Origin of the sequence: Halomonas sp. BLK-85, assembly GCF_044792155.1 — a bacterium.
Taxonomy (GTDB): domain Bacteria; phylum Pseudomonadota; class Gammaproteobacteria; order Pseudomonadales; family Halomonadaceae; genus Vreelandella.
Genome location: NZ_CP087731.1, coordinates 455,860 through 476,265, shown reverse-complemented (window position 1 = coordinate 476,265; position 20,406 = coordinate 455,860). Strand labels below are relative to the sequence as shown.

Below are 20,406 nucleotides of genomic sequence, written 5' to 3'. Positions count from 1 at the left end.
CCTTTGATGAAGCCTCTTCTGGTCAGCCTTCTAGCGACCCAGGTACTCCTTGACCTTTTCGATCAGGTCTTCCACTGATAGGCCAAACTTTTCCAGCATGGATAGGTCGATCCCCCGGTCTTCAAGCAGCGAAGTCACGCTGTCAGCGTCCATTTCTGTCAACGCTGAAAGGTCGATGCCGCTGTCACTGATTTTTGAAATCAGTTCGTCTGTTCCGCCCAGCGACTCTGCAGCCTCTGCGGCCTTGCCACCCAGGGCGCCTTTTGCTTTGTTAATCAGATCACCAAATCCCATATTGTCCCCCTTTTTCCAGTTGTTGAAAGCTGCCTTTAACATCGTTCAGTGTGCCATTCGGGCTGGTCGTGTTAAAGAAACCTCAGGTGATGTACTGCGGAGAAGTGTAAACATCAGTTTAATCAGCTGTCCTGCTGGTACTTAAGACCTTCTTTTCTGGGTGTTAGGTGATTTTCAAGGATCAATGTGAACAATCATTTATAAGCCAGGATTACTTGCCTATGTCCTGTCAGGGAGACGTCTCGGCACTGCTGTAACTCAACAGGTCATCGGCCTTCACCAGACCGAGCTCAATGCCGATGGTGTAAAAGCTGGTAACGGAAAACGGATGAATCTCGCGGGCAGTATGCGCTACCGTTATACCACCGCAAAGCTGATGGCAGGCAGCCTTGGTCACTTCCTGCAGCAGGGCGAAATCACGAAAGTAGCTTTTGAGCGGGGGCTTGCCCAGGGCACTGCGCTGATGGTTTTTCTCGCTAATGGCGCGGTCCACCCGGGCCTCAAGGCGCTGCAGCGTATCAGGCCGGTGGTGGTTCAGAATCTCGGCGAGCTGGGAATAGCGAACTTCCAGAATTACGTTGTTTCTGTCGGCATTGGGCGCGTGGTAGTCCGCTATGGCTTCATCCAGGCAGACAAGCCCGCGTGACGTGCCGAGTGCTGCGGCCACCAGCGGCGTAATCGCGGAGATACCCCGCTCTTCCAGCGGGTCACCCTGAATCACAATCAGCTTGGGCTTGTCAGTGGGTTTCTTCTGCCAGTGCCCTCTCAGCCGCTGGGCAATGCTGGCGGCCACCGGTCGCGGGTCTCGGCTGTCAAAGCCGCCCATCCCTTCAATCACAACCGGGTGGTAGCGGCCGAGTGCCAAAAGGTGCTGCTGGTTCAATGCGATCAATCCTGTCGGTTAGCAGAGTTTGGACGGCAGCGCTGCAGTACAGATGCTATTGGAATCTTACGGCACCAGCCATTGCCCGGCCCATTCATCAGCCCGCGTGAACCGGGCTCGGCGATGGTCAGGTCCCAGGTGCAGGGCGTCTATGGCCTGAATGTCCAGGCGCAGCACGGCAAAGGCGGCCTGATCCGGGGTTTTGCTATAGGCCAGCGAATCGGCAATCGGCGTTCCCGGCGCCGCGTTGCTGCTGTAGGCAAGGCGCGAATGCTCGGGCAGGCGCTGCCATATGTCGCTGACGTCGTCGCCGGTCATCAGGGTGACGCTGGCGTCAATCCGCATCTGAAGATGGGCCGAGGCATCCCAGATATGCAGCGCTGCCAACGGCGAGGTGCGCAGTTCCTCCACCTTGGCGGAATGCAGATCGGTATAGAACGTCAGCGTGGCTGTCGGCTTGTCAGCACCGCGCAGAACCAGGGTGCGGGCCTGCGGCACCCCTTGCGCGCTGACAGTCGCCAATACAGGGTGGCGTGCCGGGGCGTGGCGGTCATGCACGCCCCGAATCAAACGCGCCCAGAGGTGTTCATAAAGCAGCGGTAGCGTTTCTGCCCAGGGGTGGGGGTTGTCCATGCAGCGGTTCCTCGATGAAAAATGCTAGCTTAGCGCGTCACCCCATTACTTGATCATCTACTTTACCCTTGAACAACCCCCTCACTCTCAATCAACGACTTCACACTGGGTACGGCAGGTGCGGAGACTGGCGGCCAGGTCACGCACCAGGCCATGTACCCCTTCAACGGCCTCATCTGGGGTGGCGGCGTGTTCAATACAATCTACCAGCGCCGAGCCGACCACAACGCCATCGCTGTAGCGGCCAATAATAGTGGCCTGTTCGGCGGTGCGGATGCCAAACCCGACGGCAATCGGGAGATCTGTCTTGGCGCGCAACTCATCCACCGCGTTTTCCAGCCGCTCGGGCGTGGGCGCATTACCGCCAGTGACCCCCGCCACCGAGACATAGTAGATAAACCCGGAGGCGTTCCCCAGCACCCTGGGCAGGCGCTTGGCATCGGTGGTCGGCGTAGCCAGGCGGATAAAATCAATGCCGTGGCGGGCAGCAGGCTGGCAGAGCTCTTCGTCGTGTTCCGGCGGTAGATCGACCACGATCAGGCCATCAATACCCGCCTTGGCCGCATCGGCCAGGAAGCGCTCCACGCCGTAGCAGTAAATCGGGTTGTAGTAGCCCATCAGCACAATCGGCGTGGTGGTGTTGTCTTCCCGGAAGCGGCGCACCATCTCCAGGGTCTTGGCTTGGGTCTGGCCGTTATTCAGGGCCCGCAGGGCGGCTTTCTGGATGGCAGGGCCATCGGCCATGGGGTCGCTGAACGGCATACCCAGTTCAATGATATCCACCCCGGCCGCTGGCAGGCCGTGAATCAGGCGGTGAGACGTCTCCGGGTCCGGGTCGCCGGCGGTCAGGTAGCTGACCAGCGCCGGGCGATCCTGCTGCTTGAGAGCGGTAAAGCATTGCTCAAGGCGTGATGTGGTTGGCATGGCAGTCTCCTGATTTATGGGGAAGTGGGGTTCACACCAAATTTTTCGCCAAGGTGCTGGGCAACGCTCATCATATCCTTGTCGCCGCGCCCGCTGAGATTGATGACCATCAGGTGGTCACGGGGAAGCGTCGGTGCCCGTTTGGTTACTTCAGCCAGGGCGTGGGCGGTTTCCAGGGCAGGAATGATGCCTTCCTGTCGGCAGCAGAGCTGGAAGGCTTCCAGCGCTTCATCATCGGTGGCCGAGACATAGTCAACCCGCTGCTGCTCATGCAACCAGGCATGTTCCGGACCGATGCCGGGATAATCCAGCCCGGCAGAAATCGAGTGAGCGTCGGCAATCTGGCCGTCTTCATTCTGCAGCAGATAGGTGCGGTTGCCGTGCAGTACACCGGGGGTGCCGCCGTTCAGGCTGGCCGCATGCAGGCCGCTTTTGACGCCTTTGCCACCGGCTTCAACGCCAATCATCTGCACATCGGCATCGTCAATAAAGGGGTAGAAAAGCCCCAGGGCGTTGGAGCCGCCGCCGACGCAGGCAATCAGCGAATCCGGCAGGCGGCCATGTTTTTCCAGCATCTGGGTGCGGGTTTCGTGGCCAATCACCGCCTGAAAATCACGCACCATGGCCGGATAGGGGTGCGGGCCCGCTACGGTGCCGATAATGTAAAAGGTGTCATCCACATTGGTGACCCAGTCGCGCAGGGCTTCGTTCATGGCGTCCTTGAGAGTGCCGGTGCCGGAGGTGACCGGGATGATCTCCGCACCTAGCAGCTTCATGCGGAACACATTGGTCTGCTGGCGTTCGATATCCGTTTCGCCCATATAGATCACGCAGGGCAGGCCAAAGCGCGCCGCTACCGTGGCGGTGGCCACGCCGTGCATGCCTGCGCCGGTCTCGGCGATAATGCGCTTTTTACCCATCTGCCTGGCAAGCAGCACCTGGCCGATGCAGTTGTTGATCTTGTGGGCGCCGGTATGGTTAAGCTCTTCACGCTTGAAATACACGCTGGCGCCGCCCAGATGCTCGGTCAGCCGCTCGGCATAATACAGCGGGCTGGGTCGGCCAATGTAGTCTCCCTGGAAGTAGGCCAGCTGACGCTGGAACTCAGGGTCGCTCTTGGCGGCGGTGTATTCCTCCTGCAGCTCCAGAATCAGCGGCATCAGGGTTTCAGCCACAAAGCGACCACCAAAACTGCCAAACATACCGTTGATATCGGGCAGGCTGGTCGCCTGGGGTGTTGCTAAGCGAGATAGATCGATAGGCTTATTCATCATAACCTCTGGGTCAGACATCAGCCTGCTGGCTCAGCGGGCCGTGCGTTGAGTATGAGGTGACATTAGCCCAGGCAGGCGTCGATAAAAATCGATAAGATATCACTCACCTGTGAGCTGGAGTCACACATTGATAAATCACACCCTTCCCCCGCTCGGCGCCCTGCGCGCGTTTGAAGCCACCGCCCGGCTGGGCAGCGTGACCGCGGCAGCTGACGAGCTGAGCGTGACCCACGGTGCCGTCAGCCGGCAGCTGAAAAGCCTGGATGAACATTTTGGCGTGGCGCTGTTCACCAAGGAAGGCCGTGGCCTGGTCTTGACGCCCCACGGGCAACGCTTGCAAAGCGGCGTGGGCGAGGCGTTTGCGCGACTGAGGGATAGTTGTGCAGCGCTCAAGGATGAGCTGCGTCAGGCGCCCTTCACCCTCGCCTGCCCCGGCAGCCTGCTGGCGCGCTGGCTGATCCCCCGGCTGGACCGCTTGCATGCGGCGCTGCCGGCGCTCAATTTACAGGTCGTGGTGAGTGATACGGAACAGCCTGACACCCACAGCACCACCAGCGCCCACCTGGCCTTTTCCGAGCCGCCCTGGCCAGCGGAGGCAGAGGTGATCGAGCTGATGCCCGAGCAGATCTGCGCGGTGGCAAGCCCGGCGCTCGCCAGGCACTGTGACCCGAACCAGCCGGCCACCCTGCTGGCCAATACCTTGCTGTATACCGCCTCCCGCCCTCAGGCATGGCCGCAATGGGCCAGCGCCCACGGGCTTGAACAGGCAGCACTGGAAGAAGCCCTGCAAAAAGGCCAGGGGTTTGATCATCTGCTTTATCTGATTGAGGCCGCAGCGGCGGGTATGGGAGTGGCGATTGCGCCGACCCTGCTGGTTGAGGATGACGTGCGCAGTGGTCGCCTGATTGCCCCCTGGGGAAGCATAGAGACAACCGCCCGGCTATGCCTGTGGCTGCCTCCGGCATGGCAGGGCGGTCATCAGTCGCACGGCACCCGGCTGGCCAACTGGCTAAAGCTGGAGCTGAGCGGCCAACTCCCTGTTAAGAGTATCTTGTCATCCGCTAAGTAGGTTTTTTACATCGCTGTTCGCGCTAAGGTATCGTGCCAACAGGATGACATTATTGTTAAGAGATCGTCGCAATGAAAACACCCGGCTACCCCAAACACCTTGATACCAATGGCCCCCATGGTGATGGCCCGACCAACCCCTTCCCCGGTGTGCGCGTGCTGGAACGTCGCCTGGGCCGTGAGATTCCCCATCAGCTGGGGTCCAACGAAGGGCTGGACATGCCCCATCGCGCTCTGCGTGAGCGCTTTGGCGATGCCATGGCAGCGCAGGTATATAGCTATGGTGACAGTGAGGCGCTGGGCATTCGCACGCGACTTAATGAGCAAAAGCAGATCCCTCTGGAAGCCATGCTGGTGGATGCCGGGGCCGATAGCCTGCTGGCGCTTTCCCTGCGTGCCTTGACCCAGGCGGGTGATAGCGTGATCAGCACCTCAGGCACCTACCCCACCTTTGCCTATTTTGCCCGCGGCCAGGCGTGCCACCTGGTGGAAGTACCTTATCAGCAAGGCCCGGGGCTTTTGGCGCCCGACCTTGAGGCCCTGGCAAACACTGCTCAACGCGAAAGCGCGCGGCTGGTGTATCTCGCCAACCCGGATAATCCCGGTGGCCATGTTCACAGCGACGATGACGTCCTGGCGCTGCGTCAGGCGTTGCCGGAGAACTGCTGGCTGCTGCTGGATGAGGCCTACCATGATTTCCGTGAAGATGCGGCTGGCGATTTTGGCCGCCGCGTGTTGTCAGGCGTGGTGAGGGTACGCACGCTATCCAAGGCCCATGGCCTGGCGGGATTGCGGGTGGGCTATGCGATTGCCGAGCCGGAGACCCTTGCCATCATGATGAAGGTACGTATTCACTATGCGGTTTCGACCCTGACCCAGGCTGCTGCTGAGGTGGTGCTGGATCACCCGGACGAGGTAGCGGAGCATGTCTACGCTGTGCGCCAGCGTCGCGACCGGCTGGCGGCACACCTGGCGGGGCTGGGGGCAGACGTGCTGCCAAGCGCCACCAATTTTGTTGGCCTGCGCCTGCCCAGTGCCGAGCTGGCCGCGCACATACATCAACAGCTGCTGGAAGAAGGCAAACTGATTGCCCGTCCGGCCGACCCGGCGCTGGGCCATGTGCTGCGCATCACCGCTGTTGAGGATGCTCTGGTGCCCGGCAGGCTGGATACCCTGGAACAGGCGCTTCGCTCAGAATGAACGCCGGTTTACCCGCTGGATGCCCTCTTTAGACTGACCAGATCCCGGGGTGCCACACCCAGATCGTCCCAGTGTTGGGGGTGGCAGGTAAATAACAGGATCTGATGGCGTTCAGCCGCGTCAAACAGAATGCGCTTCATCTGCTCCAGGCGTTCACTGTCACAATGCACCAGGGCATCATCCAGAATGATCAGGGTCGGCCGCCCGGCTTCGCGCAGCAGGTCGGCATAAGCCAGGCGGCTGACCAGACCCATCTGCTCTCGTGCGCCAAAGCTCAGCGCCGCCAGCTCGCCATGCTCATCCGCTTGATTGCTGAGTGGTTGCGTGCGGATCAGGGCTTGCGGCAGAAGGTTATCGTCCACGCTGAGGGTGGCGCCAGGGAAGATCAGATGCAGGTAGTGATTAAGATGTTTCTGCAGCGGTGCCTGAAGTTTGCGGGTCACCGCCTGACGCTCGCGTTTTAGTAAAGACACTAAAAGCTCCAGCGCCTTGGCCCTTTTATCCAGCTGTAACTGGCGCCGCTGCTGGTTTTCAAACTGCTGGCGTACAGCGTCGCGCTGCTCTTCCAACCCTTGCGCCCCCAGGGTATCCAGACGGGCTTTCAGGCGCTCGATCTCACTGGCCCGTTCGCGGGCTTCATATTCCATGGCATCCGCGCTGTCGCTAAACCGCTTGATGTCCTGGACGAGCACCGTCGGGTTGGCCGCGTCGATATCCCGTTGGCGCGTGTTTATATCCGCCTGCAGCTGTTCAACCTCTGCCTTGAGTTCGATCAGTCGCCGTCGGGCACTCTGCTCACGCTCCTGGCGATCCGGCGCCTGAATCGCTGCTGCAAGGCGCTGCCATTCGCGCTCGGCGTTGGTAAGGGCCTGTTGCGCCAGGGTCAACGTCTGCTGGTGATGGCTACGCGCTTGCTCCGCTTCTTCAAGCTGGGCCTGAGCGGTTTCCAGTTGGCGGCTGGCCAGTTCTTCTGTTGGCAAGGCAGCATCGTCCTGGTGCGCGGGCAAGGCTGCCAACGACGCTGCCAGAGCGCTGCGTTCCTGCTCGGCCAACTGGTGTTCACCTGCCAGGGTATCCACCCCCTTGGGGGCAAGGTCGCTCAGGCGCAGGGCCGTTTGTTCGACTTTGTGCGCCAGCTCGCGAGCGTCGCTGGCTTGTTGCTCAGCGCTGGCCAGGTCGGTGACCTGGAGTTGCTGTAACAGGGCCTCGCGATCTGCTCCCAGGTTCTGCTGCTGGCGAAGCAGATCGGCAACATCAGTGCCGCCGGGCTGAATGGTCAGGGTGCCCACACCGGGAACGGCAACATCCGTTGCGCTCAGCAGCAGCTTCTCGCCCTCGCCTGCCACTGATGCCTGGTCAATCATCAGCTGTTGACCCGGCTCCAGCCGATAGGCCAGACGAGTAGCGAGCATTTCCTGCTTGGCTTTCAGCTGACCCAGCTGCAGTTCAAGCTGCCTGAGCTGCTCAAGCGCATCGATATCCACCGACTGGCGCTGATGCTGTGCGCTCAGTTCCTGACGCTGCTGGTGCAGCTCGCGGGCTTTTGCGAGCGTCTCCGCCAGCCGCCTGACCTTATCTTCAGCGCCTTTCAGCTGTTGTTGAAGACGTTGACGGTGGGCCTTGTGGCGAGCCGCCGTGAGTATCTGGCGGGCGTCTTCATAACGCTGACTGGCCGCTTCCCGCTGATGCTCAATAGGGGCGGCTTGTTCCTTGCATTGGGCTAGCTGCTGCTCGGCCTTTTGCTTGTCTTTCTGGCGTTCTTCAAGCTGGGTAGCCTGGGCCGCAAAGTCTTCCAGCTGCTGAAGATTAAGCTGCTGTTGATGCTGGAACTCATCCAACGTCTTTTGCGCCTGGGCCTGCTGTTCGCGAAGCTTCTCAACCGCGGCCAGTTGGGCTTCAGCGGCTTTTGCCTTCTCGCGTTGGGCCTCCCAGGGGCGCTGAGCTTCTACCTCATATTGCTTGGCCTCAAGCTGACCCAGGTGATCTACCTGATCCTGGTAGCGGCTAACCTGCTCTTCCCGCTCGGCTAGCTCCTCGGACAGGGTTTGAAAAGCCTGCTGAGCATCACGCAGCTCACCGGTTGGTTTGCCTGTCGCTGTCAGCAGCCTGGCACGCTGCTGTTCAACCTTTTGAATCAGCTCATCGCCGCCGCTGCTCACCACTTCTCCCAGGGCATCCCCCAGGTGCTGGCTCAGCGCCGATTGCAGGTGCTCACCCGCATGGTGAGCCGGGTCGCGGATATCCTGCCCGGCGCCCTGCTCGACCCACAGTAAGCCGGGGATGCCCCAATGTTCGGCTTTACTGGCCCCCCGTGCCGGTGTTGCATAACCCATCAGTTGGGCCAGGTGCTCTTCGGCTTCATCGCCGCTGAAGTGGGTGTCGCCAATTATAAGATCACAGCGTGGGCGTTGCAGAAAACGCTTATCCAGCTGCCAGTGCTGGCCCTGCCAGTCAAAGGCCAGGCTGACTTGCGGAGATGCCGATGAATCGCCCCAGGGCTGCAGGTCGCTCAAAGTGCTGGATTTGTGACGTTCAAAAAACGCTGCCCGAATCGCCCGCACCAGGGTACTTTTGCCGGACTCATTCGGGCCGGTGAACAGGTTGATGCCCGGCGTCAGCTCGTTGAGCACCAAGCCCGTGCGGAACTGCTGAAATTGGCTGACTTTCAGGGAAATCAGCTGCATGACGGATGCTCCTGAGTCTGGCTGGCAGGCGTTTGATCCAGCAGCAAGCCCGCCAGGATGGCCAGCGCCTCATTGGCCATCTCGCTTTCAGCGTTACTTTGCTGGCGCTGCTGGAGGTCTTCAATCACCTTGCCTACGTAGCCATCGGCCTGCAGGGCGGCAATATCGTCATTTGTGGGAGCCAGGGTGAGCTCGCTCTGATGAATTTGCAGGCTGCGCTGGCGGCCCGCCGCCAACCCCAGCGCCTGCTCCAGACGCTGGTAGCTGGCCAGATCCAGCTGGCCTTGCAGCGTCAGATCAAGCACTGACCGCGCGGGCAAGGCGTCCAGTTCAGCAATCAGTTCATCTACATCAGACGCAACCGCCAGCTGGCGCCGCCATTGATGCCAGCCATGCCTACCAACCTCCACCGGCCTGACACTGGGCGCTTCCCCCGGCGCTTCCAGGCTGACCAGCAACGCCTGGCCTGAGGCGTTGTTACGAAAACGGTCGGCCTCCGGGGTGCCGCTGTACCAGATGTGGGCGTCAATCTGCTTACAGCCGTGCCAGTCGCCCAGCGCCAGATAGTCCAACCGGGCACTGGCGGCGCGATCAGCGGCAATCGGGTTGGGGGAATCTACGCTTTCCGCCAACTGACCGGTCACACTGCCATGCGCCAGGCCGATACGCAGAAACCCTTCAGGCGTTTCGGCGTGATCAAACCACGCCGTCAGGTCCTGATAGGTCTGGCGCTGGGTCAGGGGTGCGGGCAGAATCGCCGTGCTGATATTGGCCAGCATAAAGGGTTCAGCCGCTGCCAGCAGATGCACATTGGGAGGTATAGCGCCAATGCGTGCTGCCCGCGTCCAGACGCTTTCGGCCAGCGCCGCATCGTGGTTGCCCGGCAGCATCAGCCATGGCCCCGAATAGGCGGAAAGCGCTTGAAAGGTGCGGTGCAGGGTGCGCTCGCTCAGGGTTTGGGCATCGAAGATATCGCCTGCCACCAGCACAGCATCAACCCGCTCCTCCGCTGCCAGCGCAGCAAGTGTTTCAACGGCGGTAAAGCGTGCTTCGGCCAGTGCCATCCCATCGTCCTGCTCGAAACGCGCATACTGGCGGCCAAGCTGCCAATCGGCAGTATGTAAAAAACGGGGCATGGCAGCCTCCTTGCTGAAAGTGGGAGTGACGGATAAAGCGGCTGCTTATTTCATCTCAAAGCCACGCTTGACCAGAAAATCACGCATATGTGGCCGCAGCTTGCTGTCAAAAAGTGGCGCCAGGTTGGTGGACCAGCTCGCCTCCTTGTTACCGCCTTTACGGGCTTGATAGTAACCCTGCATGGTGTTGTCAAACGCCTCAACCGCTTCCTGGTCCGCTGTGTAGGTATCCACTTTGAGAATGGCCGACACCGGCAGGCGCGGCTTGATATCCGGCTGGTGGGCCGGATAGCCAAGGCACATGCCGAACACCGGATAGACATGTTCAGGCAGTTCCAGCAATTCACTGATTGCCTGGGGGTTGTTGCGCACACCACCGATATAGCAGATCCCCAGGCCTTCGGACTCAGCGGCAGTCGCCATGTTCTGGGCCATCAGGGAGACATCGATGGTGGCCACCAACAGCTGTTCAGTCATGCCACGTACCACCCGAGCGCCTGCCGCTTCGGCCGCATCCGTCGGGCGCTTCATATCGGCACAGAACACCAGGAAGGCACCGCTGCTGGCCACATAATCCTGGCCACCGGCCAGTTCGGCAATTTTTTGCCGATTGTCAGGGTTTTTAACGTGAATCACGCTGTAGGCCTGAACATGGTTGGAAGTCGCCGCTGCCTGCCCGGCCTCAACCAACGCAGTGAGCAAGGCAGCAGACACTGGCTGATCAGTAAACTTGCGAATCGAGCGGTGCGATTTAAGCAATTCTATCGTCGGATTCATCTTCTCTCCTGGAAGGATCTGGGTGAAAGTAATGCTTTCTTAGCGACTACAAAAAGCTCACAAACGACAGTACCTCTCTCGGCTGTTAACCAGGCCAGATCACGTAGCGGTCGCGACCAGCACGTTTGGCTTGATAAAGTGCCGCATCGGCATTTTGCAGTAACTGATCAGCTGTTCGGGCATGATCCGGACAGATGGCAATACCACATGAAAGCGTGATCCTGCCTAGCGCCTTACCCTCAAAATGAAAGGGTTTCTCGTGCAAGGCCGCCATCAACGACCTGACGCGTTCGCTGGCATCGCTAGTGGAACACCCCGGCAACAGGACAACAAACTCCTCGCCTCCCAGACGACATACTGCATCAATCGTGCGGAAACTGTTTTTCAGGAACCTGGCCATATCCACCAGCACAGCATCTCCCGCCGCGTGGCCAAAAGTGTCGTTAATACGTTTGAAATAATCCAGATCCAGCATCAGCACCGCCAGCTGGGTACCCTGGCGCTCAGCCCGCTGTACTTCGTGTTCAAGCAGGCTATTCAGGTGGCGACGATTACTCAGACCGGTAAGAGAATCCTGCAGAGATAATCCTTCAAACTTATGCACCAGGTGATCAAGCTCTGCGGTACGCAGAGCGACCTTGTCTTCCAGGGTCTGATTGGCCAGCGCCAATTGCTGCTGAGTACGACGATAATGCCATAGAGAAACTGCCGCAATGGCCAGAGTAAAGCCCAGGGAGCCGTAGCTTAATGGAATGGCGCGCCAGGCAATAAAGCCATGCGCAACCAGCATATCGGCAAAGAGTAGCGGCGCAAACAGGGTAAAGCTGATCACCAGCAGGCGCTGCTCTATCCCCAGCCGCTGAAAACGCATCAGCGCCAGCACCAGCATTGATGGCAAGGTGATCGCCAGCAGCAGGTCAAATACCGGAAACGTCAGGGACAGACTGATCACATCAGTGAAGACCAGCCCAATGGCTCCCGCCAGATAGGCCAGGTGGAGTTTCCATAGCCAGGAGACCCATCGGCGTGGCGCACCGTCCAGCCAGGCGCTCAGCAGCAAACCCATCGCCACCGGTAACATGTAATAGCTCGCCGCCCGCAGGATATCCCACCCCAGGGCGGCCTCTACCAGCAGCTGACGAGCGGGCGTTTCAGCCAGTAGCATCAGTCCGGATGAAGACGCAAATAGCGCCACTGCACCGAAGCCACGCCGATCAGGCCCTATCAAGGCAAAAATGGCAGCCAGCATCGCTAACAGCAGACTGAAGGCACTCACTGTCAGGTCCTTGGCTGAGTCTTTGATCACCTGCTTTAACACATCAATACGGTCAGTCAGGTGAACCTCGCCCCACAGGCCAATATCGGTATAGTAGGAAAACACCCGCACCGAGAGTTGCTGCCCGGCATAGCCTTCCGGCAGTTCAACCATATGCCAGGGCCAACCTGCAAAATCGCCTTCACCGTTTTCATCAAATTCACCGTACTGGTAGATCAGCTCGTCATTCAGATAAAGCTGACCGATCAGGTCAATACTGGTGATATACAGAACAGGGTCACGCCATTCACCTTCAGGTAAGAAGGTGCGAAACCAGACGTGTTGCTGGCCGTTGCGCTCCGCCGGATTGGAAGGAAAATCAATCGGCTGCCATTGATCAGAGGTATCGTTAAGCCACACTGGCTGGCCCTGGGCGTCAAGTGGCGAGTCGCCCCAGCGGTATTCCCAGCCAGTTAGCGGCGCGGGTGCCAGCTTGGCATGCAAGGCAACGGGTATTGACAGCAGCAGGGCAACCATCGCAAGCGGCAGGAAACCAGAGCGCATGGCAGCACCTCATAGGCAGTTCTGAATTGATGGGAAGGTCTATCTTGATCAGTCGGCCGGATTCGACAGGTGGTTCCTATATCTAGATATCTTCTGTGTTTGGCCATGGATGTGACCGTAACAGTATTAATATAGATTAACCTTAACAAAACTTTGTTATTAATAGTGTTGACCGCTGTGTTCCCGTTTCAACTCAAGCCGTGCTGTTCCAGGCATGCTTGCCTTGATGATTTTTAGCGCATGTGTGGTGTCAGCCACTGACGCAGCTGCGATCCCTGCATGGCGCCTGCCTGGCGGGCTACTTCGCGACCGTTTTTGAACACTATCAGGGTAGGAATACTGCGGATTCCAAAGCGTCCCGCCAGTGCGGATTGAGCCTCAGTGTCAAGTTTGGCAAAACGCATCTTTGGTTCTAGCGCCTGGGCTGTCTGGGCAAAAACAGGCGCCATCATTTTGCAAGGGCCACACCAGGAAGCCCAGAAATCGACCACCACAGGCAAGTCACTGCGCTCAACCACTGCGCTGAAATTCGCCTGGGTCAGATCAATCGGCTCACCGTTAAACAATGGCGCCTTGCATTTGCCGCATCTAGGACCATCCGCTAACCGATCTGTATTGACGCGATTTACGGCATGGCAATGTGCACAACCCAAGGTAACAGTGTCTGACATGGCAACCTCCTTATAGGTGTATATCTGGATTGAATATAGGGGCAGATATGAAGGTAAACAACCCGTAGGATCAGGCGGTCAAGGATTTACAGCTTGATTTTACGCCTCAACCATCAAGCTCAACCACATGGGCTCCCGTGTCCATCCCGGCCATCGTGCAGCGACTGTGCGTTCAAACCGATACACATTTGTGAGTAGTTGTCTTCGCGGTTCGCGATGAAACGTCAACAGGCCCTAACACATCTGTTTTAAAAAAATAGTCGATAACGATGCTATTATTCTTTTTATAAGAATGGTTATCGCTCAGAAAATAGACGAGGTCTAGGCGCGATGAAGCTTAACTATCATCATCTGTATTATTTCTGGCAGGTAGCCAAGTCCGGCCACCTGACACGAACGGCTGAGGCATTACATGTGTCGCAGTCATCGCTGTCACACCAGATTCGCCAGCTGGAAGAACGCCTTGGGCAGGCGCTGTTTGTTCGCGCAGGGCGTCGCCTGGAGCTTTCGGAGGCAGGACGATTGGCGTTTGATTACGCTGATACCATATTCCGTCAGGGGGAGGAGCTTACCGCGCTATTTACAGAGGGTGGGCATGCACACCGTGAGGTGGTGCGGGTTGGCGCGGTAGCGACCCTGTCACGCAATTTCCAGGAAGGCTTTCTGCGCCCGCTGCTGGAGCGTAATGACCTGGAACTCAGCCTGCACAGCAGCAGCCTGGATGACCTGCTGCGTCGATTGTCGGCGCATCAGTTGGATGTGGTGCTTGCCAATCAGGCATTACAGGGTAATGACCAGCACCCTTGGCGCTCTCGGCGCCTGGCGCGGCAGTCGGTCAGTATGATAGGGGCGGCTCATCTGGCGCCGTGCTTTCCTGATGGTTTGCGCCAGCACGGCCTGATAGTGCCAGGTCCAGACAATGCCACTCGCCACGCCTTTGACCAACTGTGCGAATATCATCGCCTGTCGGTCAATATTGTGGCCGAAGTGGACGATATGGCAATGATGCGCCTACTCACTCGCGATACCCACCACATAGCCATTATGCCGCCGGTCGTAGTGCGTGATGAGTTGGGCGCTGGAACACTCAAGGACTTTGGCGCCCTGCCCGGCGTGTTCGAGGAGTTTTATGCCATTACTATCCGCCGCCAGTTTGAATCTCCCAGCGTTCAGGCATTGCTTAACCAGTCAGCCGACACTTTACTGGCAGCGGCTCAGCGTTAGCCTTTCATAGCGCCCAAGCCGGGGGTTGAAGTGCGTGCATATGAAGGTAAACACTTGATAACGCTGTGGTCTCAAGCCATATAAATAATGTTATATTTGCCCTTCAGGGTAGCGTGACAGATGCATACAGAGCTCGTTATCGATGACATCACGTAGCTTTTTTACTTTTATATGTCGCTTTTATACCCGTAACGCCAGAGGGTATTCTCTAGCCTAACGTTGCACATCCTGACGAATAAACACAACAGATTGCGAGGCAAATGCATGGAATGGATCCAGTATGCGATTTCCAACATCGATGTGCTGATAACACGCACCCTTGAGCATATCGCGCTGGTTGGTCTTGCCGTGGGTATCGCCACACTGACAGGTGTACCTATCGGGATTGCAATTACCAAGAATGAAAAGCTGGCCAAAAACGTGCTCTACCTGGCATCAATTATTGTCACTATTCCGTCGATTGCGCTTTTCGGCATCATGATTCCAGTGCTGTCCATTATTGGCCATGGCATTGGTTATTTGCCGGCGGTTATTGCCGTACTGCTTTATTCCCAGCTACCAATCATTCGTAACACTTATACGGCAATCAACAACGTGGATCCTTCCCTGCGGGAAGCTGCAAGGGGTATTGGTATGAGCCAGAACCAGCGCTTGCAGAAGGTCGAGATTCCGCTGGCAGTTCCCATCATTATGGCGGGAGTGCGCACTGCGGTTGTTCTCAATATCGGGGTTATGGCAATTGCCGCCTATATTGGTGCTGGCGGATTGGGTACCTTCATCAGCCGAGGAATTTCCCAGTCTGACCCTCGACAATTGGTACTCGGTGCGATTGCTGTCAGCCTGCTGGCCGTTATTGTCGATTATGCGCTGTTGTTCCTACAAAAACGCCTGACGCCGAAAGGCATGTCTGTTCTGCCAGCCGCTGATTAACCGACGCACTTGAGATAAGAAGGACAAACCATGATTCGACTCGAGAACCTGACCAAAGTCTTCGATACGCCTAAAGGGGCTGTCGTAGCGGCTGACCACATCACTATGGAAGTACCCAGTGGCGAAATCTGCATCCTGCTTGGGCCATCGGGATGCGGTAAAACCACCACACTGAAAATGATCAATCGCATCATTCGCCCAACGTCCGGCAAAGTATTTATCGATAATCAGGACACTACGTCACTGGATACTCAGACACTGCGGCGTAATATCGGGTATGTCATCCAGCAGATTGGCCTTTTCCCCAATATGACCATTGAGGAAAACATCACGATTGTACCCAGGTTGCTAGGATGGGATGCCAAAAAATATAAAGAACGCGCGCGGGAATTAATGCACATGATTGCATTAGAGCCAGACGCTTTTCTCAAACGCTACCCCAGCGAACTTTCGGGCGGTCAACAGCAACGCATTGGTGTGGCGCGGGCCTTGGCTGCAGACCCGCCAGTCATGCTGATGGATGAACCCTTTGGCGCCATCGACCCTATCAACCGGGCGGTGATTCAGGATGAGTTCATCAAGATGCAGCAAGCGCTGAAGAAAACCATCATGTTTGTCAGTCATGATATTGATGAAGCGATCAAGATGGGCGACCGCGTTGCCATCTTTCGAGATGGCCATCTTGTTCAATATGCCACGCCCGATGAACTCCTGGCCGCGCCCAAAGACAATTTTGTCGAATCCTTCCTCGGTGAAGACCGTGCTCTGAAACGATTGAACCTCATCAAGGTCAAGGAAGTCATCAACAGCGAAGTGGAGACAGTGACGCCGCAGGACAGCATAGCAACCGCCCTGAACAAGTTGGATCACGGCGGCTATCAACACGCTATTATCATGGTCAATGAACATCACCAGCCCACTGGCATCATTCCTCGTTCCGTTGCTCAGGTCAGTCAAGGTCGTTGCCACGATCACGCCCAGAAAGTACCGGCAGTCGTCAATATTGAGGATGATCTGCGTAAAGCTGTTTCATTGATGCTGGCCAATGACGTTACCTGGCTGCCCTGTGTGGATGAAAACCAGAAGCTGTGTGGTCACATCACCCAAAGGGCAATGACGCATCACCTTGGGGCACGTTTCCGTGCTCAACCTGTCGATCCTGCGCTTAAAACCCCATTGACCGAGGAGTGAGCAGATGCCAATCCAAAGTATGAAAGGGGTGTTGCGTGCCTTACTGATGATTGCTGCTTTCAGCCTTGGGGTCTGGGGACATGCCAGTGGCGTGATCGATGAATTTCTTTTCTACCTGCCAGATGTTCAATTCCTGGCGGTTGAGCACCTGTGGCTGACCGCTGTCTCCGGCTCGCTGGCCATTGTCGTTGCCATCCCGCTGGGCATACTTTTGTCACGCCCAAGTATGGCGCGCTGGGCGGAATCCGCTATGCAGGTGCTGAATATCGGAACGACGATTCCTACCTTGGCGGTATTGGCACTCTCCATGAGCCTTCTGGGTATCGGCGTTGTGCCAGCGGTATTCGGGCTTTTCGTTGCAACCCTGCTACCTATTACGCGCAACACCTATACCGGTCTGAAAGGTGTTTCTCCAGCACTTAAAGAAGCTGCGTCTGGGGTTGGCATGTCGCCTGCACAGCGCTTGTTCCGTGTCGAACTGCCTAATTCACTCTATGTCATCTTCGCCGGTATTCGAACGGCGCTGGCGATCAATATCGGCACTGTGCCGCTGGCCTTTCTGATTGGCGCTGGTGGCCTTGGCGAACTTATCTTCACCGGTATCGATCTCTACGACCCCGTGATGATGCTGGCGGGCGCTATTCCCACTGCGATGCTGGCTATTCTGGTCGATGCACTGATCGCCTTCATCGCCTTCGTTTTCGTCCCCCGCGGGGTTAACCCAGCACGTATGGCGCATGCTTGAAGCGGCGCTGATTTCACCAAGAGCGGTACTCTGGCCTTCGTTGGCCGTCATTAGATGCGATAATAAAGAGGAAACAAGATGAAGAAATCTATGCTTACTTTGCTCACCAGCGCTGCTTTGGCTGGCTCTCTGTCGACGGCTTATGCAGCTGATATTACTGTTGGCGGTAAAAACTTCACCGAGCAGCAAATTCTGGCCAGCATGACCAGCCAATATCTCTCAGGTCTCGACTATGACGTTGACACCCGCGCTGGAATGGGCTCAGCGGTGCTGCGCCAGGCTCAGGAGAATGGCCAGATCGATCTTTACTGGGAATATACCGGCACCTCACTGATCAACTACAATGATGTTTCGGAGCGGCTCAGCCCAGAAGAAACCTATGACCGCGTCAAGGAACTGGACGGTGAAAAAGGATTGGTTTGGCTTGAGCCTTCGGCGGCCAATAACACCTATGCCTTGGCTATGCGCGCTGATGATGCTGCAGAACGTGGCATTCAAACACTGTCAGACCTGGCCGAAGCCATCAACGCTGATGAAGAACTCTCTTTTGGTTTGAACGCTGAATTCTATGCGCGTGACGATGGATGGCGTCCTTTACTACAGGCTTATGATTTCCGCGTAAGTCGCGGCGATGTCAGTCGCATGGATTCAGGCCTGGTCTACCAGGCCCTGCGCGACGGTCAGATTGACGTTGGCCTTGTCTTTGCAACCGACGGGCGGATTCCGGCGTTTGATTTTTATGTGCTGCAAGACGATCAAAATTACTTCCCTGCTTATGCATTGACGCCTGTTATCCGCCAAGAGACTCTGGATGCGTATCCTGCCCTTGCCGAGCAACTGAATGCACTGTCAGCGCAACTTGACGACGAGACCATGGCAACACTCAACGCCAATGTGGACGTTGAGCGCGAGACAATTGAAGACGTTGCCCAAACCTTCCTTGAACAAAACGATCTGCTGTAATTCAATTAACCCTCCAATCATTAAATGCCTTGATAGGGCTACCAGCGGGTAGCCCTATTCTTATTGGTACTCACTGGCCGGCCAGGAGGAAGCGCGCATGCATTATCAGGACAAATTGCTCGTTGGCGCAGCGCAGATCAACGCTGACCTTTACGATATGGATGCAAATTTTGAACGCCACCTGAATTTCATTGAAGAAGCTGGTGAGAACAACCTTGAATTGCTGGTTTTTCCAGAGCTTTCGCTCACGGGCTATGGCTTGGGCAGTCGCGTCATGCAGGTTGCCATGCCGCTGGAGGATCCCCGCCTCAGCGAGTTGGCAAGGGCAGCTGGCAGCATGCAGGTCATTGTCGGTTTCGTTGAAGAGGCAAGCCCGGGAGAGTATTACAATGCGCTTGCCATCTTACAGCATGGCACCCTGAAAGCCGTACACCGTAAACTTAACTTGCCAACCTATGGCGGACTTGAAGAAGGTAAGTGGTTCTCCCATGGCAGTGACGTGACATTCGCAGAAATTTGCCCAGGCTGGTCAAGCACACCGCTGATCTGCGCCGACCTTTGGAACCCTGCCTTGGTACACGCTGCGTTATTACCTCGCCCGACGGTGCTATGTGCCCCGATCAATTCAGCTTCAGGCATTGTCAGCCAGGATTTTTCCAATGAAAATAACTGGTTGCTTAATATTAGCTTTTATGCCATGACCTACGGCACCCCCGTGATTATGGCTAATCGCTTTGGGCCTGAAGGTGATAGCCATTTCTGGGGCGGCTCGCGTATTCTTGGCCCTCGTGGAGAACTACTCGCCACCGCCGACGATAGAGAGATGCTCATCTTTACAGAACTCTCACGTACCCAGATAGCTCGAGCCCTCTTTGAGCTACCCACACACCGTGATGCCGACACGCCGTTAATCCGCGAACTGATGGCCGGTTATCGCTAGTACCAGCGTGTCACATATCTTGTAAGTGACTGTTTTAGGAACCGCCGACATCTTCACCCGGTTGCTACCTGCTTGCGCCGTTCACGTGGGAGCATTCCATAATACTTACGGTAGCATTTGCTGAAGTGGGAAGTGGACGAAAACCCCGTCGCTGTTGAGACGTCCAATATACTCATTGAGGTTTTGCTCAGAAGATTATCTCCATGCTTAAGGCGAATTTTCAGGTAATAGGTTGCCGGTGTCAGGTCAAACTTATGCTTGAACAGCCGTTGTAACTGACGGTTGGAGATATTGACCATGGCTGCAATACTTTCACAGTTCACTGGGTCTTCAATATGAGATTGCATGATCTCAATTGCCCTGGCCAGCGCCGGGCTATGAATGCCCAGTGACTCTTCAATCGACATTCGCTGCTGGTCATGCGCAGGCCGAATGGTGGGGTGGATACATTGCTCGGCGATACTTTTTGCGAGACGATGTCCCTGCTGCCTTTCGATCAAAGACAGCATCATATCCAGTCCAGCCGTCCCGCCAGAGCACGTCATGATATTGTCTGATATTTCAAATAACTCATGAGTGACGATCAGTTCCGGGTATTCTTCCTGTAGATTGACCTGGTCTTCCCAGTGAATAGTACAGCGCTTGTTCTTGAGCACACCTGCCTTGGCCAACAGTATGCTGGCGGTTGACGTTGAACCCAGCAAGCGTTCACCGCGTGCAATGTCGCGCAGCCATTTGAATAACCGTTGATCGGCAATCAGGCTGGTGCCAATACCGGCCACTAAAATGATGGCATCAAGATCACGCCAACGATCCATCTGAAGGCCAGGTGTAAATGAAAGCCCATTGCTTGCTTCTACCGGCTGATCATCCAGGCTTAACAGCTCCCAGTGATAGATGTGCTTGTCACTTAGACGGTTGGCGATACGCAAGGGTTCGATAACAGAACTGAACGACAGCATGGCAAAATTTGGAAACAACACAAAGCCGAACGTAAAAGGTCTTCTACAAAGCGCCTGGGATGTCATGATCGTTTTCTTTTATGCCGTT

At 56.7% G+C, this 20,406-nt stretch carries 19 protein-coding genes; 8 read left to right on the top strand and 11 right to left on the bottom strand.

Going from position 1 to position 20,406, the window contains the following annotated elements; translation table 11 throughout:
* Positions 1-30 precede the first annotated feature (30 nt).
* The 5 genes from LL947_RS02095 to trpB form a co-directional block, all read right to left on the bottom strand.
* On the bottom strand, positions 31-294 hold the full coding sequence (locus LL947_RS02095) for a hypothetical protein (protein ID WP_404415826.1): 264 nt from the start codon (positions 292-294) through the stop codon (positions 31-33).
* Between the two features lie 229 nt (positions 295-523).
* Positions 524-1,177: a hypothetical protein gene (locus LL947_RS02090; RefSeq protein WP_404415823.1), complete on the bottom strand. Its 654-nt coding sequence runs from the start codon at positions 1,175-1,177 to the stop codon at positions 524-526.
* Positions 1,178-1,243: 66 nt separating this feature from the next.
* Positions 1,244-1,810 carry a pyridoxamine 5'-phosphate oxidase family protein gene (locus tag LL947_RS02085; RefSeq protein WP_290824068.1) on the bottom strand — a complete coding sequence of 189 codons (567 nt, stop codon included), beginning with the start codon at positions 1,808-1,810 and terminating at the stop codon, positions 1,244-1,246.
* Positions 1,811-1,897: 87 nt separating this feature from the next.
* Positions 1,898-2,734 carry a tryptophan synthase subunit alpha gene (gene trpA / locus LL947_RS02080; RefSeq protein ID WP_499833786.1) on the bottom strand — a complete coding sequence of 279 codons (837 nt, stop codon included), beginning with the start codon at positions 2,732-2,734 and terminating at the stop codon, positions 1,898-1,900.
* Between the two features lie 14 nt (positions 2,735-2,748).
* A complete protein-coding gene (trpB, locus tag LL947_RS02075) occupies positions 2,749-4,005 on the bottom strand; it encodes a tryptophan synthase subunit beta (protein WP_499834361.1) in 1,257 nt (418 codons plus the stop codon).
* Positions 4,006-4,138: 133 nt separating this feature from the next.
* On the opposite strand from trpB, the gene LL947_RS02070 reads away from it, so the two are divergent.
* Both LL947_RS02070 and LL947_RS02065 read left to right on the top strand, forming a co-directional pair.
* A complete protein-coding gene (locus tag LL947_RS02070; protein ID WP_499834360.1) occupies positions 4,139-5,077 on the top strand; it encodes a LysR family transcriptional regulator in 939 nt (312 codons plus the stop codon).
* A gap of 71 nt (positions 5,078-5,148) precedes the next feature.
* A complete protein-coding gene (locus LL947_RS02065) occupies positions 5,149-6,276 on the top strand; it encodes a pyridoxal phosphate-dependent aminotransferase (protein ID WP_499833785.1) in 1,128 nt (375 codons plus the stop codon).
* 8 nt (positions 6,277-6,284) lie between these two features.
* On the opposite strand, the gene LL947_RS02060 is transcribed toward LL947_RS02065, so the two are convergent.
* From LL947_RS02060 to trxC, 5 genes are all read right to left on the bottom strand, one after another.
* Positions 6,285-8,960, bottom strand: coding sequence for an AAA family ATPase (locus tag LL947_RS02060; protein ID WP_499833784.1), 2,676 nt, complete (start codon positions 8,958-8,960; stop codon positions 6,285-6,287).
* Positions 8,951-10,096, bottom strand: a complete 1,146-nt coding sequence (locus LL947_RS02055) for a metallophosphoesterase family protein (protein WP_499833783.1) — start codon at positions 10,094-10,096, stop codon at positions 8,951-8,953. Before LL947_RS02055 ends, LL947_RS02060 begins: the two co-directional genes overlap by 10 nt.
* Before the next feature lie 45 nt (positions 10,097-10,141).
* Entirely contained in the window at positions 10,142-10,873 is a 732-nt protein-coding gene (nfsA, locus tag LL947_RS02050) for an oxygen-insensitive NADPH nitroreductase (protein ID WP_499833782.1), read from the bottom strand.
* 85 nt (positions 10,874-10,958) lie between these two features.
* Positions 10,959-12,692 (bottom strand): GGDEF domain-containing protein, encoded by a 1,734-nt coding sequence (locus LL947_RS02045; protein WP_499833781.1) that lies wholly within the window; start codon positions 12,690-12,692, stop codon positions 10,959-10,961.
* Between the two features lie 233 nt (positions 12,693-12,925).
* On the bottom strand, positions 12,926-13,363 hold the full coding sequence (gene trxC, locus LL947_RS02040; protein WP_290824014.1) for a thioredoxin TrxC: 438 nt from the start codon (positions 13,361-13,363) through the stop codon (positions 12,926-12,928).
* Between the two features lie 330 nt (positions 13,364-13,693).
* Between trxC and LL947_RS02035 the strand changes: the two genes are divergently transcribed.
* The 6 genes from LL947_RS02035 (at position 13,694) to LL947_RS02010 (ending at position 19,356) form a co-directional block, all read left to right on the top strand.
* Positions 13,694-14,587 carry a LysR family transcriptional regulator gene (locus LL947_RS02035; protein WP_404415797.1) on the top strand — a complete coding sequence of 298 codons (894 nt, stop codon included), beginning with the start codon at positions 13,694-13,696 and terminating at the stop codon, positions 14,585-14,587.
* Between the two features lie 264 nt (positions 14,588-14,851).
* A complete protein-coding gene (locus LL947_RS02030) occupies positions 14,852-15,517 on the top strand; it encodes an ABC transporter permease (protein WP_499833780.1) in 666 nt (221 codons plus the stop codon).
* 30 nt (positions 15,518-15,547) lie between these two features.
* Positions 15,548-16,708 (top strand): ABC transporter ATP-binding protein, encoded by a 1,161-nt coding sequence (locus LL947_RS02025; protein WP_404415791.1) that lies wholly within the window; start codon positions 15,548-15,550, stop codon positions 16,706-16,708.
* 4 nt (positions 16,709-16,712) lie between these two features.
* Positions 16,713-17,453, top strand: coding sequence for an ABC transporter permease (locus LL947_RS02020; RefSeq protein WP_404415789.1), 741 nt, complete (start codon positions 16,713-16,715; stop codon positions 17,451-17,453).
* A gap of 78 nt (positions 17,454-17,531) precedes the next feature.
* Positions 17,532-18,416: a glycine betaine ABC transporter substrate-binding protein gene (locus LL947_RS02015; RefSeq protein WP_499833779.1), complete on the top strand. Its 885-nt coding sequence runs from the start codon at positions 17,532-17,534 to the stop codon at positions 18,414-18,416.
* Between the two features lie 97 nt (positions 18,417-18,513).
* Positions 18,514-19,356 (top strand): nitrilase-related carbon-nitrogen hydrolase, encoded by an 843-nt coding sequence (locus tag LL947_RS02010; RefSeq protein ID WP_499833778.1) that lies wholly within the window; start codon positions 18,514-18,516, stop codon positions 19,354-19,356.
* Between the two features lie 53 nt (positions 19,357-19,409).
* Here the strand turns inward: LL947_RS02010 and LL947_RS02005 are convergent, their stop codons facing one another.
* The gene (locus LL947_RS02005; protein ID WP_499833777.1) at positions 19,410-20,384 is read right to left on the bottom strand and encodes a GlxA family transcriptional regulator; all 975 of its coding nucleotides are present in this window, start codon (positions 20,382-20,384) and stop codon (positions 19,410-19,412) included.
* Positions 20,385-20,406 lie beyond the last annotated feature (22 nt).